Source organism: Fibrobacterota bacterium, from assembly GCA_019509785.1.
Lineage (GTDB): Bacteria > Fibrobacterota > Fibrobacteria > UBA11236 > UBA11236 > Chersky-265.
In genome coordinates this window covers 15,136-34,429 of record JAEKLQ010000058.1, presented here as the reverse complement: position 1 = coordinate 34,429, position 19,294 = coordinate 15,136, and the positions used below count along the sequence as shown (strand labels likewise).

At 65.4% G+C, this 19,294-nt stretch carries 18 protein-coding genes; 10 read left to right on the top strand and 8 right to left on the bottom strand.

Going from position 1 to position 19,294, the window contains the following annotated elements:
- Positions 1–35 precede the first annotated feature (35 nt).
- On the top strand, positions 36–1,436 hold the full coding sequence (locus JF616_17505; GenBank protein MBW8889555.1) for a sigma-54-dependent Fis family transcriptional regulator: 1,401 nt from the start codon (positions 36–38) through the stop codon (positions 1,434–1,436).
- A 5-nt stretch (positions 1,437–1,441) separates the two neighbouring features.
- Complete coding sequence (locus tag JF616_17500) at positions 1,442–1,831, top strand: tautomerase family protein (protein ID MBW8889554.1); 390 nt, start codon at positions 1,442–1,444, stop codon at positions 1,829–1,831.
- Positions 1,832–1,870: 39 nt separating this feature from the next.
- Here JF616_17500 and JF616_17495 read toward each other — a convergent pair whose 3' ends face one another.
- Both JF616_17495 and JF616_17490 read right to left on the bottom strand, forming a co-directional pair.
- Positions 1,871–3,232: a DegT/DnrJ/EryC1/StrS family aminotransferase gene (locus JF616_17495; protein MBW8889553.1), complete on the bottom strand. Its 1,362-nt coding sequence runs from the start codon at positions 3,230–3,232 to the stop codon at positions 1,871–1,873.
- A 76-nt stretch (positions 3,233–3,308) separates the two neighbouring features.
- Positions 3,309–4,208 carry a hypothetical protein gene (locus JF616_17490; protein ID MBW8889552.1) on the bottom strand — a complete coding sequence of 300 codons (900 nt, stop codon included), beginning with the start codon at positions 4,206–4,208 and terminating at the stop codon, positions 3,309–3,311.
- 321 nt (positions 4,209–4,529) lie between these two features.
- Between JF616_17490 and JF616_17485 the strand changes: the two genes are divergently transcribed.
- Both JF616_17485 and JF616_17480 read left to right on the top strand, forming a co-directional pair.
- Positions 4,530–5,237, top strand: coding sequence for a class I SAM-dependent methyltransferase (locus tag JF616_17485; GenBank protein ID MBW8889551.1), 708 nt, complete (start codon positions 4,530–4,532; stop codon positions 5,235–5,237).
- Positions 5,234–6,313 carry a hypothetical protein gene (locus tag JF616_17480; GenBank protein ID MBW8889550.1) on the top strand — a complete coding sequence of 360 codons (1,080 nt, stop codon included), beginning with the start codon at positions 5,234–5,236 and terminating at the stop codon, positions 6,311–6,313. The genes JF616_17485 and JF616_17480 overlap by 4 nt, the downstream gene beginning before the upstream one ends.
- 6 nt (positions 6,314–6,319) lie before the next feature.
- On the opposite strand, the gene JF616_17475 is transcribed toward JF616_17480, so the two are convergent.
- Entirely contained in the window at positions 6,320–7,210 is an 891-nt protein-coding gene (locus JF616_17475; GenBank protein MBW8889549.1) for a hypothetical protein, read from the bottom strand.
- A 78-nt stretch (positions 7,211–7,288) separates the two neighbouring features.
- Here JF616_17475 and JF616_17470 point away from each other — a divergent pair, with 78 nt between their 5' ends.
- Genes JF616_17470 through JF616_17460 form a run of 3 tightly spaced genes read left to right on the top strand, consistent with a single transcriptional unit; the run spans position 7,289 to position 9,208 of the window.
- Positions 7,289–8,221 (top strand): glycosyltransferase family 2 protein, encoded by a 933-nt coding sequence (locus JF616_17470; GenBank protein MBW8889548.1) that lies wholly within the window; start codon positions 7,289–7,291, stop codon positions 8,219–8,221.
- Between the two features lie 15 nt (positions 8,222–8,236).
- Entirely contained in the window at positions 8,237–8,590 is a 354-nt protein-coding gene (locus tag JF616_17465) for a hypothetical protein (GenBank protein ID MBW8889547.1), read from the top strand.
- A 6-nt stretch (positions 8,591–8,596) separates the two neighbouring features.
- A complete protein-coding gene (locus tag JF616_17460; GenBank protein ID MBW8889546.1) occupies positions 8,597–9,208 on the top strand; it encodes a YdeI/OmpD-associated family protein in 612 nt (203 codons plus the stop codon).
- Positions 9,209–9,249: 41 nt separating this feature from the next.
- Here the strand turns inward: JF616_17460 and JF616_17455 are convergent, their stop codons facing one another.
- From JF616_17455 to JF616_17440, 4 genes are read right to left on the bottom strand one after another with little or no spacing between them, the layout of a single operon-like run.
- Positions 9,250–10,857 carry an oligosaccharide flippase family protein gene (locus tag JF616_17455; GenBank protein ID MBW8889545.1) on the bottom strand — a complete coding sequence of 536 codons (1,608 nt, stop codon included), beginning with the start codon at positions 10,855–10,857 and terminating at the stop codon, positions 9,250–9,252.
- Complete coding sequence (locus JF616_17450) at positions 10,842–12,161, bottom strand: O-antigen ligase family protein (protein MBW8889544.1); 1,320 nt, start codon at positions 12,159–12,161, stop codon at positions 10,842–10,844. Before JF616_17450 ends, JF616_17455 begins: the two co-directional genes overlap by 16 nt.
- Entirely contained in the window at positions 12,158–13,471 is a 1,314-nt protein-coding gene (locus JF616_17445) for a glycosyltransferase family 4 protein (protein MBW8889543.1), read from the bottom strand. The genes JF616_17450 and JF616_17445 overlap by 4 nt, the downstream gene beginning before the upstream one ends.
- Positions 13,449–14,609 (bottom strand): glycosyltransferase, encoded by a 1,161-nt coding sequence (locus JF616_17440; GenBank protein ID MBW8889542.1) that lies wholly within the window; start codon positions 14,607–14,609, stop codon positions 13,449–13,451. The genes JF616_17445 and JF616_17440 overlap by 23 nt, the downstream gene beginning before the upstream one ends.
- 386 nt (positions 14,610–14,995) lie before the next feature.
- Here JF616_17440 and JF616_17435 point away from each other — a divergent pair, with 386 nt between their 5' ends.
- Genes JF616_17435 through JF616_17425 form a run of 3 tightly spaced genes read left to right on the top strand, consistent with a single transcriptional unit; the run spans position 14,996 to position 18,342 of the window.
- A complete protein-coding gene (locus JF616_17435; protein ID MBW8889541.1) occupies positions 14,996–15,997 on the top strand; it encodes a glycosyltransferase in 1,002 nt (333 codons plus the stop codon).
- A 1-nt stretch (position 15,998) separates the two neighbouring features.
- Positions 15,999–17,183, top strand: a complete 1,185-nt coding sequence (locus tag JF616_17430; protein MBW8889540.1) for a glycosyltransferase family 4 protein — start codon at positions 15,999–16,001, stop codon at positions 17,181–17,183.
- Positions 17,173–18,342, top strand: a complete 1,170-nt coding sequence (locus JF616_17425; protein ID MBW8889539.1) for a glycosyltransferase family 4 protein — start codon at positions 17,173–17,175, stop codon at positions 18,340–18,342. Before JF616_17430 ends, JF616_17425 begins: the two co-directional genes overlap by 11 nt.
- Before the next feature lie 185 nt (positions 18,343–18,527).
- Here the strand turns inward: JF616_17425 and JF616_17420 are convergent, their stop codons facing one another.
- Entirely contained in the window at positions 18,528–19,229 is a 702-nt protein-coding gene (locus JF616_17420) for a polysaccharide biosynthesis/export family protein (protein MBW8889538.1), read from the bottom strand.
- Positions 19,230–19,294 lie beyond the last annotated feature (65 nt).

Genomic DNA, 19,294 nt, shown 5'->3' with positions numbered 1-19,294 from the left:
CCCGTCCCTCCCGCCCGCTTGTTATCTTTCCCCCCATGATCAAGCTCCTTCTCGTGGAAGACAACGTGGGCCTGCGCGAACAAATGAAATGGGCCCTGAACTCGGACTTCGAGGTGCTCGAGGCCGAGACCCTGGAGGGCTGCTTGGACGCGGTGCGGCGGCAGAAGCCCGGCGTCATTTGCCTGGACATGGGCCTGGAGAACAAGCCTGAGCGGGGGCTGGAGATCATCGACGCGGTCTTGCGCGAGGATCGCCTGGCCAAGATCATCGTGAATACCTCGAACAATAGCGCCGATCTGGGCCGCCGCGCGGTGGAACGCGGCGCCTTCGACTACCTGCAGAAGCCGATCGACATCGATGAGTTGAAAGTGATCCTGGCGCGGGCCTGCCGCATGGCCACCCTGGAGAAGCCGGCCGAGGAGAAGGCGGCGCAGGGCCTGCCCAGCGAGGCGGACAACCTCATGATCGGGCAAAGCGATCTGATGCGGAAGATCTTCGACAACATCCGCAAGCTGGCGAAGACGGACGTGAACGTCCTCATCACCGGCGAGAGCGGGACCGGCAAGGAGCTGTGCGCGCGCGCCGTGCATTTCCACAGCCCGCGCCGCAACGAGATTTTCGTACCCATTAACTGCGGCTCCATCCCGGCCAGCCTGATGGAATCGGAACTGTTCGGCTACGTGAAGGGCGCCTTCACCGGGGCCAACACCGACAAGATGGGGCTCATCGAATCGGCCAACAAGGGAACCCTGTTCCTCGACGAAATCGGGGACATGCCCATGGCCTTGCAAGTGAAGCTGCTGCGCTTCCTGCAGGACCAGAAGCTGCAGCGCGTAGGGGAGACCGCTTTCCGCAGCTTGAACGTCCGCATCATCGCCGCCACCAACAAGACCAACCTGGCGGAGAAGGACAATCCCGCCATGCGGACCGATCTCTATTACCGCCTCAGCGAGTTCGAGATCCATCTGCCGCCCCTGCGGGATCGCAAGGACGACATCCCCTTCATCGCCGCCAAGATCATCGAGGCCAACCGCCTGAAGTTCAACCAGGCGCGCCTGAAGCTTTCCAAGCGCGCCGAGCAGATGCTGATGAATTACAGCTGGCCCGGCAACGTGCGCGAACTGGAGAACAAGCTGAACCGCGCCTCCATCACCTGCGCCAACCAGGTCATCGAGCCCGAGGATTTGCAGCTTTCGGAGACCTCCTTCACCGTCCTCAGCTACCGCGAAGCGCGGCAGATGTTCGACCGCAATTTCCTCCTCAACGCCCTCAAGCAGGCCAAAGGCAACATCAGCCTGGCCGCCAAGGTCACCGGCCTCACGCGCCCCACCTTATACGACATGATGAAGAAGAACGGCATCACGGTTTCCATGGAGGCCAAGATGGAAGACCGGCCGCCTGAGTCTCAATCCCCCTCTTCCAGCGTAGGAGGCTGAGGGCCATGGCACAGGTTAAGATTTACGGCCGCCGCGAAGTCCTGGTCCCGAACCGGGCCCGCTGGTCCGATCTCATCCAAAACGCCGTGGTCGCGGCGTTGAGCCTGCCCAAGGACAAACGTTTCCAGCGCTTTTTCCCTTTGGACGGGGAGGACTTCCTCTATCCCTCGGATCGGACTTCGGCGTACACCATCATCGAGATCTCCCTTTTCGAGGGTCGTTCGCCCGTGGCCCTTAAGGCCCTCCTGCGCAAACTCATGGACGACGCGCAATCGGAATTCGGGATGCATCCCAACGATCTCGAGGTCACGATTTTCGAATCGCCCCGGCGTTGCTGGGGCATCCGCGGGAAGCTGGGCGACGAGCTCGAACTCGCCTACAAGGTGAACGTCTAGCCGGACCAAGGTAACCCGTGTGAAACGGTACCCTGTCGGTTACGGCGCCGGGAACAGCGCCGGCCGGCTCACGCGTTCGCGCCCCGGCGCCCAATCGCGACCCTCGGCCCCCGCCGGCACCTCGGTTCCCGACCCGGCCCTTGCGCCCCCCGGCTCCATCCCCTTGGCATCGGCTACGGGAGCACGGAGCGCCCCCGCCTTCCGCAGCAAGCCCTCCAAATAGGCCAGGAACGCGTCCTCGCGGCCCATCAGATCCGCCGCCACCGGCAGGGTCAGGATTTCCCGGGCCACCCGACGGGCTCCCGGAAAGGCCTTGGGGTCGTAAGGATCGCCGTCGGCGCCGGCCAGATCCCGGGGCGCGCCGGGGAGCTCCGCGAGGATGGCGGGATACATGCGCGTTACCCCCCCGAAACGCGCCTTGACGGCGGCATGGAATTGCTCCCGCAAGGCCGCATCCTCGAAGAGCAAGGGAAAGCGCACGGGAACGGATTCCAGCTCGGTCCCGGCGGATTCCAAAGCGGCCCCTGCGGCCCGCGCCCGCGCCGGATCGCAGGCGAGGGCCAAGGCCCGGTAACGCGCGATCAAACCGCGATAGCCGTTCCGGCGTTGCAGGTAGCCTTCCAGGCAGGCCGATCCCAAGCGCGGGAAGGCGGGCGATAGGCGGGCGAAGGACAAGGGCGCGTCCCAAACGGTGGCGCCGATGCCGAGGCCGGGCAGGGCCCTGACGGCCCAGTACAGGCGGGGACGCGAGAGGACGTTGATGGCCAGGGCTTTGGCCAAGGGCCGCGCGCCGCTGACGGAAAGCTCCGCGTAGGCGCCGCGGCAGGCATCGGCGAAGGGGCCCGGGGGCGGGAGGCATAGGGCGCCCCCGTGGCCGGCGTTCAGCGCCTTGCCGCGGCCGAAGCTATAGATGCAAGGAGCCGATTCCAGCGGAGCGGGATTGTAATCGAAGTCCTGGGCGCAATCGCGGATGAATAGGACCTCGCCCCAGTCGCCGCCGGGACGGACCGCCTCCCTTCCGAAGAAATGCACCAGGAGGACGGCGGCCAGCCCGGAGGGATGCGCGCGCGCCGCTTCCAGGGAATCCGGCGCGTACGCCAGGGTGGTCGCATCGAGATCGACCAGCACCGGTTCCAGTCCGGCCTGGAGGGCCGCCTGTGGGACCGATGGGCAGCACCACGCCGGCACCGCCACGCGCCCCCGGCCCCCCCGGCCCCGTAAGGCGGCCACGGCGCGGAAAACGACGTACAAAGCCGAGGTTCCCGAGTCGGTCAGCAGGATGCCGTTTTCGTTGCGGCCGATATGCTCCGCGAAGGAGGCGGCGAAACCGGGATCGCCGGCGCGCAACAGGAAGGCGGGGGGCGTGGCATTTCCGCTGGGAGGCAGGGCGAAAAAGGCCATGCGATGAAAAACGTTTCCGCGGGAGGGGGAAACAAGCGCCACCGGCGCCGGCCGTGAAATCAGTCTGGGAGGGTATTTAAGGGAGGATGCGCAGCGATCCCGATCGCAAAAGCGTCCCTCCGGGTCCCCGCGCGGCCCAAAGGTATGCGGCGGGTTTCACCGGGCGGCCGCTTCCATCGCGCCCATCCCAGGCCGCTTCCGAACCATCCCCCGGCAAGGGTAGGACGGCCACCGTCCCGCCATCCGCCGTCCACAGGCTCCAGTTCGCCGCCGTTGCAGATCCTGCCGAACCGGCCGCGCCGCGGATGCGGAGCACGCCCTGGCGCAACGACCATGCGGAAGGAACGGCCCAGATGCCTCCCTCCGTTCTCGGCGAAGGGCGCAGCGCGGTGGTCTCCAGGGAAATCCAAACCGAACCTTGATCGGTGAACTTGCCGAAATAGGTCGCATGCAAAACCACCTGGCCCGAGCGCGCCGCGCCGCGCGGCGCGAATACGATTTGCCCCGCCGCGCTGTCGTAGCGCAAGCTGAAACGCGAGCTGTCTTCCAGGGAAAGGGCCAGGGGCGCCGAGCCGGACAAGGGGTTGGCGCCTATGCTCAAGGTGAAACGGGCGCCCTGGGCACCCCCGAGCAAGGTATCCGGCAAGGCCAGGAAGGGCTGCGCCACCTCGGTGGATTCGGACGGGGCGCTGGCTCCGCCGCCGGCGTCGAGCCCGATGATGCTATAGACATAGGGCCGACCCTTGAGGGCGGTGGTGTCCGCGAAATCGAAGGTATCGCGCGCGGCCGCGGCGGAAACCTGCCCCACCTTTACCGTCGCCAGGTTGAGCCCGTCGGCGCGCATCACCTGGTAACTGACGACCGAGTCCTCCGGGGGATTGGGAAGGAAACGGACCCTGATGCCCTTGGAATGGGAAGGGGCTGCGAAGGCGATGATGCCCGCGAAAACGAAGGCAAAACGGGACACAGGGGACATCGGGAAAAATCCCTTTCCGGCCGCTCAGGTCAGGTGGTATCGCCGCTGAGGACGCCCTTCGGGCACACATCCCATCAGGCTTGAACTCGGTCCCATGCGGAGACTTGTCTATTCTACCGCCACGGTCTCGATGGCACCAGTAAAATTCCCGTCAGTTATTTCGACTGCTTACGCAAGCGGCAAAATGATCCGTGAAGAAAGTGACGAATTCGCGGGCAGCACCGAAATCGGGTGGAACGGGTCCGCCTCACGCTAACCTCCGGCAATCGCGCGGAATCTTTCCTATTGCGGCCCCCGCGCGCCGATTTTCATCTTAAAAGGATGGCAAATACCATTCCGGCACCCCTGCAAACCTTTCTCGATCAGGCCGTGCGGGAATACCGCGACAAGGTCCTGGAGCGCATCCTTAAACAAGAGGTGCGCAAACCATGGATGAAATACCGGGAAATCCGGATCATGGAAGATCTGCTTGCCGGCCTGCGTCCCAAGCGGGCCCTGGAATGGGGAGCCGGCTATGGCACCTCCCATTTCTCCCGCCTTTTAGAACCAGGGGCCCCCGGCGGCGCTTGGATCGCCATCGAGCATGATCCCGCCTGGGCGGCGCGGATCCGGGAAGAGGCGCCCCCTAACGTCGAAGTGCATGCCGTGCCGGCCGAGCAAGAGCCATGGCACCCCGAGAACGGCGACGGCACCTACGCCGACTTCCGCAGTTACGTCGAATACCCGGACCGCTTCGAGCCCTTCGATTTCATCCTCATCGACGGGCGCGCCCGGGAAGCCTGCCTGCGCAAGGCCCGCGAACTCCTCGCGCCCGGCGGCGTGGTGGTCCTGCACGATGCCAACCGCCTGTTCCTGCGCTCGGAATGGGACCTGTTCCCGCATCAATTGCTGTTCCAGGATTACCGCCGCTACTCGGGGGGCATGTGGATCGGCAGCGTCGATCGCGAGCTGGCCCCCCTTTTCGATCTATCCCGCCACCGCCGCATCTGGCACCTCTACAACGTACTGGGGCGGAGGTTTCGTTTGTGAGGAACGGCCCATCCGGCGCTTCCGCCCCATTTCTCTCCCGCACTCTCTCCCGCACATGGATCGCCTGGGAGACCCAGCGCCGGTCCCTGGGGCTGGCGCGCATCCTGGGCGCGGAAATCCGGCTTTTCCTGCACAAGGGTTGGCTGCGCTATCCGCGGTGCCTGGCCGGCACCGCCGCGCTCCTCTCGAAAAAACCAGGAAATTTGGTCTTCGTCCAGAATCCGTCCATGGTTTTGGCGGCCTGGGCGGGCGCCCTCAAAGGCCCGCTCGGTTATACCCTCGTGGTCGACCGGCACAGCAATTTCGCGCATCTCTCCGGGCCCGGCGCGGGCCTTAAGCGCCGCCTCTCGGATTTGCTCAGCGATTTCACCTTGCGGCGCGCCGACCTCACCCTGGTGACCAATCCGGAATTGGCCGAAAGCGTGGAGCGGGCCGGCGGCCGGGCTTTCGTGCTGCCCGATCCCTTTCCCGATGTTTCCGCCTGGCGCCCCCTGGCCGAGGCTGCCGAGGCCAAGCCGCGCGCGATCAAGGAAATCCTGTTCGTCTCGTCCTGGGCTTTCGACGAGCCTATCGAGGCGGCCATGGAGGCCTGCCGCCGCCTGCGCGGCGAGGTCATCGTCCGCATCACGGGCCGCGCTCCCGCGGGCTACGCGCGCCTTTTACGTTCGGCCCCGGACAATTTCATCGCCACGGGCTACCTGTCCGAAAACGATTTCTTCGCGGCCATGGCCCATTGCGATGCCGTAATGGCGGTGACGCGGCGAGAGGCCACCTTGGTCTGCGGGGGCTACGAAGGCGCGGCCATGGGCAAGCCGCTCATCCTGGGGAACTCGCGGGCGCTGCGCGGGTTTTTCGACGCCGGCTGCGTTTATACCGATGGCAGCGCGGCCGATCTGGAGGCGCGCATCCGCGAACTGATGAACGGCCTTCCCGCCTACAGATCGGCTATCCGATCCTGGCTGGATCGGCGCCAAAGCGATGAGCGGGAGCGTCTGGCGGCTTTGGAAGGGGCGCTGGCCGCGCTTGCCGCGCCGGCCTTGTCCGCCGCCGGCCCGGTTTTCGAGACCTCTGCTTAGCGGCCCTTAGTCCGGGATGGGATCGTACTCGTGGGCGGGTAAATTGCGGGGCCGATGGGTCGGGTGGCGCGTGCCGGGACTGGCGGGCAGGAGTCCGATATAGGTTCCGGAGATGGCCGCATCGTCGACGTAGCGGCGCGAGGGCGAGACGGGGTTGGGGCAGGGATTCTTGCCCGCCGCAGAGTTCGAGTACCATCCGCCGAACATCACGCGGTTGATGGGCGTATCGAGCGAGCCGCGGATGTTCATCTTCTTGCCTTCGGCCACGAGTTGGCCGTCGATCCAAACGCGCGCCTCGCCGTCGGACATGCCGGGCGAATTCAGCCAGACTTCGGTTTCGATGCAATACCAGCGGCCGCGCACGGGGGTGAAACGCGCCTCTACGCTGCCCCAATCGTTGGGCCCCCCGTTGAACGATAGGGCGATCCAGCGCGCATCGGTAAGGCCGCAATAGTTGGCGTCCGGGGTATCGGCCTTGAGCTGCAGGATGATATCGAAATCGTTGATCTGCTTGGCGTCGTTGAACGAAGAGAGGCGATGGATTTTCATGCCCGCCGCGAAGTCGAACCCCGAATCGTAGTAATCGTAAAAGCGCGTGAAGATGCGGCGGGCTTCCGTCTTGCGCCAGGTGCCGCCATAGTCTTCGTTCTTGGTGAATTCGATGCGCAAGGCCTTGTTGCCGCTATGCGCCTTCTCACCCGAGCTTAGGGAAATGGGGGCGTCGTGGATCCCCATCCAGCCCGCGCATCCTGCGGCGGGGCGGGACTGGATGCAGGCCGCGTCGGCGTCCTCGAAATCGGAAGCGAAAGGAACGCCGGTGAAGGTCGCCGTGGTTTGGGCGCGCGTTCCGCAAACGAGGACGGCCGCCAGGATCGGGAGCAGGGCCGTTCGCAGCATATGGGGAAGATACGAGGTGGCGGCTCCGATCGCAAATGGCCTATTGACCGTGACTTGCCCATAAGGTTTTTTCAAGGCATGGATGACGCTCCCTCGCTGACGATCGGCCTTCCCGTCTATAACGGGGAGAATTACCTGCGGCAATCCCTTGAGTCTTTGCTGGCCCAGACGTTCACCGACTGGGAACTGATCCTCTCCGATAATGGCTCCAAGGACGGCACCGAGGCCATTTGCCGCGAATTCGCGGCGCGCGACGGCCGCATCCGCTATCTGCGCGAACCGGTCAACCGCGGCGCCACCTGGAATTTCAACCGCGTGTTCCGGCTCGGCCGCTCCCCTTTTTTCCGGTGGGCGGCCCATGACGACGTTTGCTCGCCGGAACTGCTGGAGCGCTGCGTCACCGCGCTTAAGGCCCGCCCTTCCGCCGTGCTCGCCTATCCGCGCACCCGGGTTATCGGGCCGGAAGGCGAGACGCTCTGGGACTATGGCATCCGCCTGCGCACCGATTCGCCCGACCCGGCCGTGCGCTTCCACGATTGCATCTGCGTCGATCACGCCTGCTTCCCCATTTTCGGCGTGATGCGGACCGAGTTCCTGCGGCGCACTCCCTTGCTCGGGGCCTACGCCGGCGCCGATCGCAATTTGCTGGCGGAGCTTTGCCTGCACGGCCCCTTCGTCGAAGTGCCCGAGATCCTCTTTCTCCGCCGCGATCATCCGGGCACGAGTACCCGGCAATTCCCCTCGGCGAGGGAACGGATGGCCTGGTTCCGGGTGGGCGCCCGCCCCCCGTTGTCGCCCGCCTTCAGCCGCGCCTGGGGCTATTGGGAATCCCTCAATCGCGCCCCGCTCTCCCCCATGGACCGCCTGGCCTGCCTGGGCGTTTTCGGCAAATGGAGCAGCGCGCGCATGACCCATTGGATCTTTCGACGCCTCGCCCCCGCCCCAGGGCCGGAGCCACTGCCGCCGGACGCCGCGCACGCCGGAACGCATACCTACGTCGCGGCCCAGTAATTACCTTTCTGCCCCATGCCGATGGGTAAACTTTCGCGCCTTCCCGGCCTGCTGTTCGCCGCCTCTCTTGCGCTAGCCGTATTCACGGCCTGCCGCCAGGGCCCCGTGCTCGAGGCCGAACGCCCCGCCCCTGTGGGCAGCGAGTTCATCCGCCTGTTCCCGGACGGGCATGCCGAGTACGGCTACGGCGTGGTGAAGGAGAACCTGAAGGCACAGGGCGGTTACCGTTACGCGCATGATACGATCTGGTTCCTGGCCGACGCCTTCAAGCCCCATTTTCCCGCCGGCTATCTGCCCATCAAGGGCGACGTGCTCTATATGGAAAGCGGATTGCATTTCAAGATCAAAACCAACAAGCTGAAGGACTGAACGTCTATGCCCAAACGCGATCCGCGCATCGACGATAAGATCGCTTCCGCCCCCGCCTTCGCCCGGCCCATCCTCACCCATATCCGCGCCTTGGCCCATAAGGGCTGCCCGGAAACCGAAGAGACCGTGAAATGGGGAATGCCTTTTTTCACCTACGCCGGCAGCCCTCTGATGCATATGGCCGCCTTCAAGGCCCATGTGGTCCTGGGGTTCTGGCTGGGACGCCTGATCGTGGAGGAGAAGGCTTTCGAAACTGCCATGGGCCAGTTCGGCCGTATCACCTCGCTCCAGGATTTGCCCGCGGACAAGGTGATCCTGGCCTGCATCAAGAAAGCGATGGCCCTGACCGATCAGGGCGCGAAGAACCCCGGCCGGAGCGCGGAGGACCGCGCCAAGCCGAAGCCGCCGGCCAAGCTGCCGGCCTTCCTGCAAGCGGCCTTCCGCGGGGACGCCAAGGCGGCGGCCGGATTCAAGGGGCTCCCTCCGGGCAAGCAACGCGAGTACATCGAATGGCTGGCGGAAGCGAAGACGGAAGCGACCCGGGAGAAGCGCCTGGCGCAGGCCTTGGAATGGATGGCCGAAGGCAAGGGACGGAACTGGAAGTACGAGAAGAAGTAGGGGGAGCGGCGACGCCGTTCTTCCGGGCCTGCCGCTGACCGCTATTTCCGCCGCAACCCCTTCAGGAATTCCCAATGCGCCAGGCGCAGGAAGAGCCCGTAGCCCGCGCAGAATAGGGCGATGCGGGCCAGCAATACGGCCCAGGCCACCTCTCTTCCCATCTCCCTTCCCATCCCGGCTCCCGGGAGATGCCGCGAGACCAGCGTATCCAAGGCGAACAATGCTCCCGAAACGCCGATCGCGGAAAAGACCTGGCCGAGGAAGCCGCGCACCAGGGCGGTCTCGGATCGGAATTGCCATAGGAACCAGATGAAGAAGACGCCCGCCCCCACCGCCGACCAGATATGCGCCAGTTGGATCAGGCGGAAATGCAGGCAGGCCAGGGTGGCGATGGGGATGCACAGGGCCATGGCGCCTTCGTACCAGGTGGAGCGGCCGGGCTTGCCCTGGGCGGTGTTGTAGATGGACACGATGCTGGCCAGCACGGTCCAGAGTTGCACCAGGCAAAGCGCCTCGAAGAGCGGGAACATGGGCACCCAGCGTTCCGGAAGGATCAAGGACAGGGTATCGACTCCGTAATGCCATCCGCACAGGTAGATGGGAAGGATGAGCAGGGTCATCATCTTCAGGGCGGTGCCCAAGCCGCGTAATTGCGCGATGGGATCGTGGTTGCGCTTGGAGAGGAGAGGTAAAAGCACCTCGCGCAGGAGCTGCACTATCTTGAGGTTGGGGATGCCCGACAGGCTGCCCGCGAAACCGAGCAGGCCCAATTGCGCGACGCTGAACGAACGCCCGATGAGGATGGGGATGCTGCGTTCCTTGAGGACGAACAGCAGCCAGTTCAGGGTGAGCCGGGCCGAGAAGGCGATGTCGTCCTTGAGCAAGGTCCAGCTGAAGCGCAAACGCGGACGGTAGCCGGAATACCAGAAGGCGAGCCCCAGGCGCGCCCCGAAGCGCACCGCCGATCCCCACAGCAAGGTCCACACGCCGAACCCCAGGCGGGCCAGCAGCATCTGGATCGAGATGGAAGCCACCACGCTGTACATGTCCAGCAAGCCCCGCTCCCGGAAGCGCATGTCGCGATTCAGGAAATTGTAGGGAACGATGGTCAGCGAGCTGAGCAGATAGATGAAGGCGGTGAACTGGGTGAGGGCCACCAGGCGGGCATCGCGGAAATACCAGGCGCCCACGTAGGCCAGGCCCAATGCGCTCAAGGCCAAAAGGACGCCCAGGCCCAAGGTGGCGGTGAACAGGTTGTCGGCCTTTACGGAATCGGTTTCCTGTCGCTGCACCAAGGTGGTGCCGATCCCCAGGTTGGTCAGGATCACGGCGAACTCGGTAAAAGCGGTGGACAGGTTGGAGAGGCCATAATCGCTGGGGGACAGATGGGTGGCCACGTAGAAGGTGCCGGCCCAGGAAAAGATCTGCGAGCCCACCTTGGACAGGGCGAGCCAGCCCGCGCCGGCGAAGATCTTCTGGGCGGGCGCCGAAGGGCCCGGGTTGGGTGCCGTCACCGAAACCGCGGACGAAGCCGCCACCGGGTCCGTGGTGGGCACCGTGGCCGGGCCCACCGAGGGGGCCAGCGCCGCGGGAGACTGCGCCTCGGCATCGGCGGTCATGTCCTGGCGGGCGATCATGAAGCGACCCATTGCGCCGCTTCCGCCCTGCGCGGAACGGGCTGATCGCCCGCGCGGGCCCGCATGGCTTCGGTCAAAAGCTCCCGCCGCCACACGGCAGCCGTGGCCTGGGCGATGGCCGCGAAGAGGGCGAAGCCCGGGTAGAAAAGCACCGAGAGGAAGGCGCCGCTCACGAGGTATCCGACCATACCGATGGCGAGGCAGGAAGAGAAGGGGCCGACGAAATCCATGGTGGCCCGCAGACGGGCCACTTGGAGAGGATCGGGATCGGCATCGGCGACCATGGCCAGGCCCGCGTTCAGCTTGCGTCGGCCCAAGGAGCGCGTTTCGCGGAAGGCGGCGAGGATGAAGCCGATCCAGCAAGTCATGCCGAACAGGCCCAGCTCGGTCCAGCACTGGAAATAAATCGAATGCGGCGTCATATGCGCGCGCCGATCGGGAGTGGTGAAGAGCCCGGAATAGAGCGCATTGCCCCAACACATGGCGCCCACCCCGAAGATGGGGCGATGCGGCCACATCTGGGTCGAGAGATCCCAATAGTAGCGGCGGGCCTCGGCGGTGCTCTCGTGGGTATCGCTGATGGATTCGAATTCCTTGGTGAAGGTGGGCGGCGCGAACAGCACCGCCAAGACCAGCGCCAGGCCGCCCAGCGCCAGGCTCAGGACCTTCTGACGGCTCTTCATCCAGCAGAAGAGCAGGGCGGGGATGCTGCCCACCATGGCCCCGCGGGACAAGGTGATGCCGATGGCGCAAAGGGATAACCCGAAGATCCCGATGGATAGTAACCGCGCCGTTACCTTGCTGTCCGGCGCGAAGATGCGCAGGAAGGGGAAGGGGAGGAGCATCACCAGCACCAGGGCCACGTCGTTCTCGTCGATGTACAGGCCCGGCCCGTGCCCGTGATGGGCGATGACCCAGGCCGAAAGCAGGAAGTCCATCACCAGCATGGCGTTCAGCACTTTGCGCAAATCGTCCACGCTCCGGAGGAAAAGCAGCGCGCCCAGGAAGGCGGCGAGGAAGCGCGGGAATTCGGTCTTCAGAACCATCAAGGCGCGGCCCTGGGTCACCGCCAAGAGAAGGCCGGTGGCGATGGCGAAAAGGAAGAGCACCCGCCAGACCACCAGGGGCCTGAACCAGCCGCCTCCGGGGGCGGTAAGGCCGCGGGGGAGTTCGGTCAAGACCAGCACGATCAAGGTGACGGTGGCCAGGGCCCCGAGGAACAGATGGGACATGCCCGGGACGATGCGATGGACCTGGCCGAAATCGATCAGCAGGTAAGCCAACCAAGTCCAGAAGCCGACGCGATAGGGGCTCATGCGCGCCGATCCCCGACCGATCGCGTTCCCGGCGATCCCGTTCCGTTGGATTTCCGCCCGTACAAGTCCAGATAGCCGCGCACCATGACCGCGGCATCGTGGCGTTCGTCGAAGGCGCGGCGCGCGGCCCGGCCCAATTCGCGCGCGGCCTCGGGCGCGTCCAGGAAGCCGACCACCGCCCGCGCCAAGGCGGCCGAATCGGCCGCGGGCAGCAGGCGGGCCGTCCGCCCGTCCTGCAAGGCATCGCCTACGCCGCCCACCTCCGTCGCGATGATGGGCAGCCCCAGGCTCATGGCCTCGAGGATGCAAAGCGGGAGGCCTTCCCATAACGAGGGCAGCACCAGGAAATCGAGCATGGGATAAAAGCGCAACAACTGCGGGTAGGATCCCAGGAAGCGCACGTGATCGGCAACCCCCAAGGCGCGGGCCTTTTCCTTCAGCTCGCCTTCCAGGGATCCCGAACCGGCCAGCGCCAAGGCGGAGTCGGGATGGCGTGCCAGGATGGCGGGCATGGCATCGATCAGGAAGGCGATCCCCTTCTGCGCTTCCAGGCGCGCGCCCAGGCCGAACACGTTCCGGAAGCGGCCCAAGCCGGCCTCCGCCCGCAAACGCGCGCGATCGGCGCGGGCGCATTCGGCGCGATACCATTCCCCGTCAATGCCGTTGGGGATCACCGCCAGCTTGCGGCGGGAAATGCCTTCGTATCGCCGCAATGCTTCGGCGGTATGCGCCGACACCCCCACCACCTGGTCGTAAGCGAGGGACATCAGGCGTTCCATGAGCATGTATCTCATCTTGTCGGGGAAGGGGCGGGCATGATCGGTATGGATGCGGACCGGCACGCGGGCCAGAAGGGCCGCCAGCCCGCCGTCCAGGAAAGGCTGGGTGTTATGCGTATGCACCACGTCATACCGATGTTCCCGTAACAGGTGGGTTACCTTCAGGAACATCCGGCGATCGGATCCGCGCTCCGGCCAGGGCATTTCCCGGAGCGGGATGCCCCGCGCGCGGATCTCCGCGGAGAGGGGCCCGGTGCCGCGCAGGGAGCAGATATGCGCGTCATGGCCCAGCCGCCGGAGGCCCTGGGCCAAATCGATCACCACGCGCTGGAGGCCGCCGGGCTTGAGGTCATGGCTGATCTGCAGGATGCGCAGGGGACGGCCGGGGGCGTGCGTTACGGGCGAGGTGGCGATGGGTGCGGCCGGCCGGGCGTTCGCATCGGCGTCGGCGCGGGCCTCCGGGCCGCTCGTCGCGGTCGTATCGGCCGCTGCGGAGGCTTGGGCGGGCTCAGGCGGCCAGGGCGTGCGCATAGGCCTCCATATAGCGCGCATGGACCGCGCGGATATCGTGTTGGGCGAGGACCTCGGCGCGCAGATTCCTCCCGAAGGATTCCCGCCGCCCCGGATCCGCCAGCAGGTCTTCCAGCGCGCGGGCCAAGGCGATTTCGTTTCCGCGGGGGAACACGCGCCCGGAAACCCAGTCGGAGACGACCTCGGGCATGCCACCCACGTCGGATACGACCACGGCGCGCGATAGCATCCCGGCTTCGAGCAGGGCGATGGGCAGGCCTTCGCCGTCGTTGGAAGGCATGGCGAACACGTCCATATCGGCCATCCATTCCAGGACTTTGGGCTGGAACGGGAACAGGCCCGGCTCTTCGTCGGGGATGAGTTCGCGCCAAAGGGCTTCCAGCTCGGGGCGCAAAGGCCCGTCGCCGAGGATGGCCAAGCGGCAAGGGAGATTGGCGCGTACGCGGGCGTAAGCGCGGATGAGCAGGGCGTGGTTCTTCATGGGCGCCATGCGCCCCGCCGTCCCGATGATGGGTACGTCCGGGGCGGTCCCCAAGGCGGCGCGCAGGGGATGTTCCCCTTTGACCTCCGCCTGCGCGGCGATGCCGTTGGGGATGGTGCAGGGTCTGCACAAGGGATTATGCGCGCGCAGGTAGCCTTCCATCTCGCGCGAGACGGCCACTACGCAATCGGCGGCGGTCAGAAGCCCCAGGTCCAACCATCTGTATAGGGATGCCTTGCGGCCGCCCGAGTCCTTGGGGTAGCCATGGGCGGTGACGATCAAGGGCACGCGGTGGAAGCCCAGCCAGCGCGAAAGCAGATGGAAGACGGTGGCCTTGTAGCCGTGGGAATGCACCAGGGAGGCGCCGCTCGCGTTCAAAGCCAGCGCGTAGGCCCGCAGGCCTTCCCAGGAAAGGCCCGGCTTGGCGCGCACGTGATCGACGGGAACCCCCATCGCCGCGGCGCGGACGCAGACTTCGTTGCCGGCCTGATCGGGATCGAGCAAGGCCAAAAGGCGCGGCGCATAGGGCGAAGCGGCGGCCTGCTCGCGCGCGAGGTCGCAGAGCACCTTTTCGGCGCCGTAGAAACCCCCGCTGTGGATGGCATGGGCCACGGTCATGCGGGACGTCGCGGATGTTTCGGATGCGGTAATGGGCATGGTTTCCGCCGGCAGGGGATGTCCGATTCAAATACGCTTTTGGGAACCGGACCTACAAGCGCGGGGAAGGCCATGAACGGGACCGTAACCTCCCGGTTTCAGGGTCCTGTGAATAATTCCGCCATGGGGACGGCGGAATTTAGTTTAGGATCGTCCGCCGGCCGCGTGGGCGGAGGAGCGATTAAATGAATGCGACCCTTTCTCTGATCATATTGGTCTTCCTTTCCGTCTATTCATACTGCGTGTATCCCTTGGTGCTCGTGGCGGCCCGCAAATTGGCGGGCCGATCCCCGGGGTCCGGCGGGGCCGCCCGCGCCGGTGTGGCGACCCTTGCCGATGGCGCCGCCCTTACCGGCGGGGCCCTGCGCAGCGAAGAGGCGCCGCGCATGTCCCTGATCATCACCGCGCATAACGAATCGGAACGGATCCGGCCCAAGCTCGAGAATAGCCTCACGTTGGATTACGATCCGGGCCGATTGGAAATCCTGGTCGCCTCCGATGCTTCCAGCGACGGGACCGATGCCATCGTGGAAGGCTTTCCCGGCGTGAAGCTGGTGCGCGTGGAGGACCGCAAAGGCAAGGAGCATGCGCAAAAGCAGGCCATCCTGCGCAGTACCGGCGACGTCCTGGTCTTCACCGACGTGGGTACCTTGCTGGATCATGACGCCCTGCGCCGTTTGTCCCGCGCCTTCGACGATCCGCGGGTGGGGGCCTTGAGTTCCACCGACAAGATGGTGGACGAGGCGGGCAAGCCCTCGGGCGAGAACCTTTACGTGCGCTACGAGATGCTTCTGCGCCGCCTGGAATCGGAAGTGCGCGGGCTGGTGGGGATGTCGGGATCGTTCTTCGCGGCCCGGCGCTCCGTTTGCATGCCCTGGGCGGAAAACCTGCCCTCCGATTTCAATACCGTCCTCAATTGCGTGCGCAAGGGCTATATCGCCGTTTCCGACGACAGCGTGATCGGGTATTACCGCGACATCAAGCGCGGTCAAAGCGAATACCAGCGCAAGGTGCGGACCCTGGTTCGGGGCATCACCGCTTTCTTCGCGAACCTGGAGCTGCTGGATTTCCGCCGCTTCGGTTTTTTCTCCTTCCAGCTCTTGAGCCACAAACTGATGCGCTGGCTGGCCCCCGTCTTCATGATCCTCCTCATCCCCGTCACGGCTTTGGGCGCCGCCTTGGGCGACCCGCTGGCGCAAGCGCTGGCGGTGATGCAGACCGGCTTCTGGGGCCTGGCCGTCATCGGCCTCGCCTTCCCTGCCGCGCGGGACAACCTGCTGATCAAGATCCCCTTCTTCTTCGCCCAAGTGAATGCGGCCATCCTGGCCGCCTGGTTCCGGTACCTGCGCGGCGAGCGCATCACCCTGTGGGCCCCATCCCGGAGATAGCATGATTCGCAACCGCCTTTTGGTGGTCCTGCCGGGCCCGCTATGGGAAATCCCCACCACCCTGCGCAAGCGCATGGAACGCCTTTCGGAGCGCTTCGAGGGCCGTATCGTCACGACCATGGAAAAGCCGGGCGATCACGATTGCGGACGCTTCCGATTGACCGCCCTGCGCTATCGCCGCGGGGCCTTCTGGAAGCCCTGGATGCACGTCAAATACCTCCTCTACGGGGTGCGCTTAGGGTTGGCCGCGCGCCTGGGCGGCGAGCGATGGGATTTGGTGGTGGCCTACGATCCCCTGCGCTCGGGCCTGATCGGCCTTCTGGTCGCGCGCCTGGCCGGCGCCCGTTTCGCCCCCGAAGTCAACGGCGTATACGACTCCTATGCCAATTACCTGGAGGGTGGATCCCGCTTCGCCCTCGCCTGCAAACGCTGGCTCTATCCCCGGGTGGTCGGCTTCACCCTCGCGCGCTCGGACGGGATCAAGACCCTGTTCCCGTCCCAACTGAAGCATTACCAGGATCGCATCAAAACGCCCGTGGTGGAGTATTTCTTCGACTTCGTGAACCTGGAACCGTTCACCGATCTGGGCGAGGAGAAAACCATCCTGTTCGTGGGTTATCCTTTCCGCCTCAAGGGCGTGGATCTTTTGATCGAGGCGTTCAAGGCCGTGTCCCCCCGGCATCCCGCGTGGAAGCTGAAGATCCTGGGTTGGTATCCGGACGATCGCGAGCTGAAGGAACGCATGGGCGGCCACCCCGGCATTTTCCACCAACCGCCGGTCCTGCCTTCGGACATGCCCGCCCACATGGGCCGCTGCGGCATCTTCGTCCTGCCTTCGCGCACCGAAGCCATGGGCCGGGTGCTTCTGGAAGCGGCCGCCTGCGCCAAGCCGCGCTTGGGATCGGATCTGGAAGGCATCCCCACCGTGATCGAGAACGAGGTGGACGGGCTCCTGTTCCGGCCCAACGATGCGCAGGATCTGGCGGCCAAGCTCGATCGCCTGATGGGCGATGATAACCTCCGCAAGGAGCTGGGCATGCATGCGCGCATGCGCTCGCTGGCGGAGTGGAACGCGGAGCATTATTTCCGCAGGCTGTTCGATTTCTACGGACGCGTGTTGCGCCAGGTGCAGGCCCGGGACCCGGCCCTCGAGCCCCGGCCGCAGGGGGTGCTGGATGCGGCCTAAACGCGTGCTCTTCCTCATGTCCCGGGTACTGGGGGGGAGGACCTTCTCGGGCCAGATGCAACGGGTCGCCGAGTCCATGGGCCTTGAGCCCCATTACGTGTTCCTGGATGGGCCGGAATACGCGACCCTGCGCAAGCACGTCCCCTTATGGCAGCGCGCCTCCGGCCTTTTCATCGGGCCGGCCATCCTGCGGCATAAATTGCGCGCGCAACCGCCCCCGCCTTGCGATGCGGTCTTCCTCCAGAGCTTCGAGATCCTGCCGGCCCTGTCGGCGATCGATCCCCGCTTGCCGGTGATCCTGGCCCATGATGCCACCAACGTCCTGTCCTATCGCCTCATCCGGGACACCGATCCTACTCCGGGCGCCGCCCTCCGATGCGCCCTCAAATCGCGCTTGGTGACTCCGGCTTATCGCCCCTACGTCCGCCGCGTGCAGGCCTTCTTGCCGCGGACCCATTGGTGCGCGCGTTCCCTGCTGAACGATTTCGGGGTGGATCCGGATCGCATCGTAGTGGCCCCGGGCGGCATCGACATCGGCCATTGGAAGCCGGCCCCGGCGGGACCGCGGCGCGATCTTCCCGTGCTCCTCTTCGTGGGTAACGATTTCGAACGCAAGGGCGGACGTTTCCTATTTGAGTTGTTCCAAGCGCGTTTCGCCGGCCGCGCGCGCCTTCGCATCGTGTCCAACGACCCGGCCCTGATCGGCCGGGAATGGCCCGCCAACGTCGAGCATCTGGCGGGATTGGGCCATGCCGATCCGCAGGCGCTGGTGGAAGCCTACCGCACCGCCGACGTTTTCGTCTTCCCCACGCGCAAGGAGCATATGGGCATGGTCACCACGGAGGCCTGCGCTGCGGGCCTGCCCATCGTAGCCACCGACGTGGGCGGCGTGCGCGAAGCCGTGCATAACGGGGAAAACGGAGTGCTGGTGCCTTACCGCGCCGGCGCCGAGGACTGGGCCGCCGCCCTCAGCTCCCTGATCGACAATCCCGCCTTGCGAGCCCGCATGGGCACGGCCGGTCGCCGCCTCGCGGAACGGGAGTTCAGCTTCGCGGCCCTGCGCAACCGCGTGGCCGCCGCATTCGCGCTGCTCGAGGTTCCCGCCCGGCGCGCCGCCGAGGATGCCATCCCCGCGGACGCCGAAGCGCTCGCAGCCTAAAAAGCGGCGAGCGGTCGCGGGGAGTCGGGGAAAGGACTTGTTCGCCTATCCAGAGACAATGTATTGACAATCGTTGTCAATACATTGTCTTGCAGCATGCGAGGGGAGGTGGGCCCGGTGGGAGGGAAGCGTGGGGATGCCAGCCCGCCTTAGGGGAGGTCCTCTCGCGCCATATCCCCGCGGCTTCAGTTGCTGCGGGCCGAGCGATCCGCCGTCAGGAAGTAGATGGTCATCGCGTTCAAGATGATGGCCAAGGTGGTTCCGATCAGCGGGATGGCTTCCTTCATGGTGATCCGTTCCGGCACGGGCAGGAGGATTTCGTCGCCGGAGAGGATGCCGGATTCGCGTAGCGTCATGCTGCGGCTGACGTAATCGATCAGGCGCTTGTTGATCACTTCACGGCCTCGGATGTGCTGGGTATCCTCGATCTTCCACGGCAGCAAGGGGCCGCCGGCCATGTTGATGACGTCGTAGATGACAGCGTCCGGCGAGGGATAATAATAGCCGGGCAGTTTCACGTTGCCCATCACCGCCACGCGGATGGCGGGAGTGGCCTGCACGTGGGCGTCCTTCAAAAGCGGCGCCCACAGGCCCGCCAGGTATTGTTCGATGTTCGCGCGCGTCTTGCCCGCCACCACTACCTTTCCCGCGATGGGCAGATCGGCCATGCCTTGCCCATCGATGGGATAGACGCCGTCGAGCACCGATCCGGTATCCGCGGGGATTTCGATGCGGATGGCGTCCCCGGAGAGGAATTCCTCGCGGGGCACCGAGCGCTCCTTGGCCTGTTGGGCCCCGCACGGGATTGCCGCCAGCGCGGATAGCAAGAGCAATAGCATCGGGAAAACGGTCTTGATTCGATTCAATCTCGGCTGAAGCTCGATCACCTGGTCCTCCCCACGTTTATTCTGTGGGTAAACTAAATGCTGTCCGCTACCGTCGCAAAAATTTT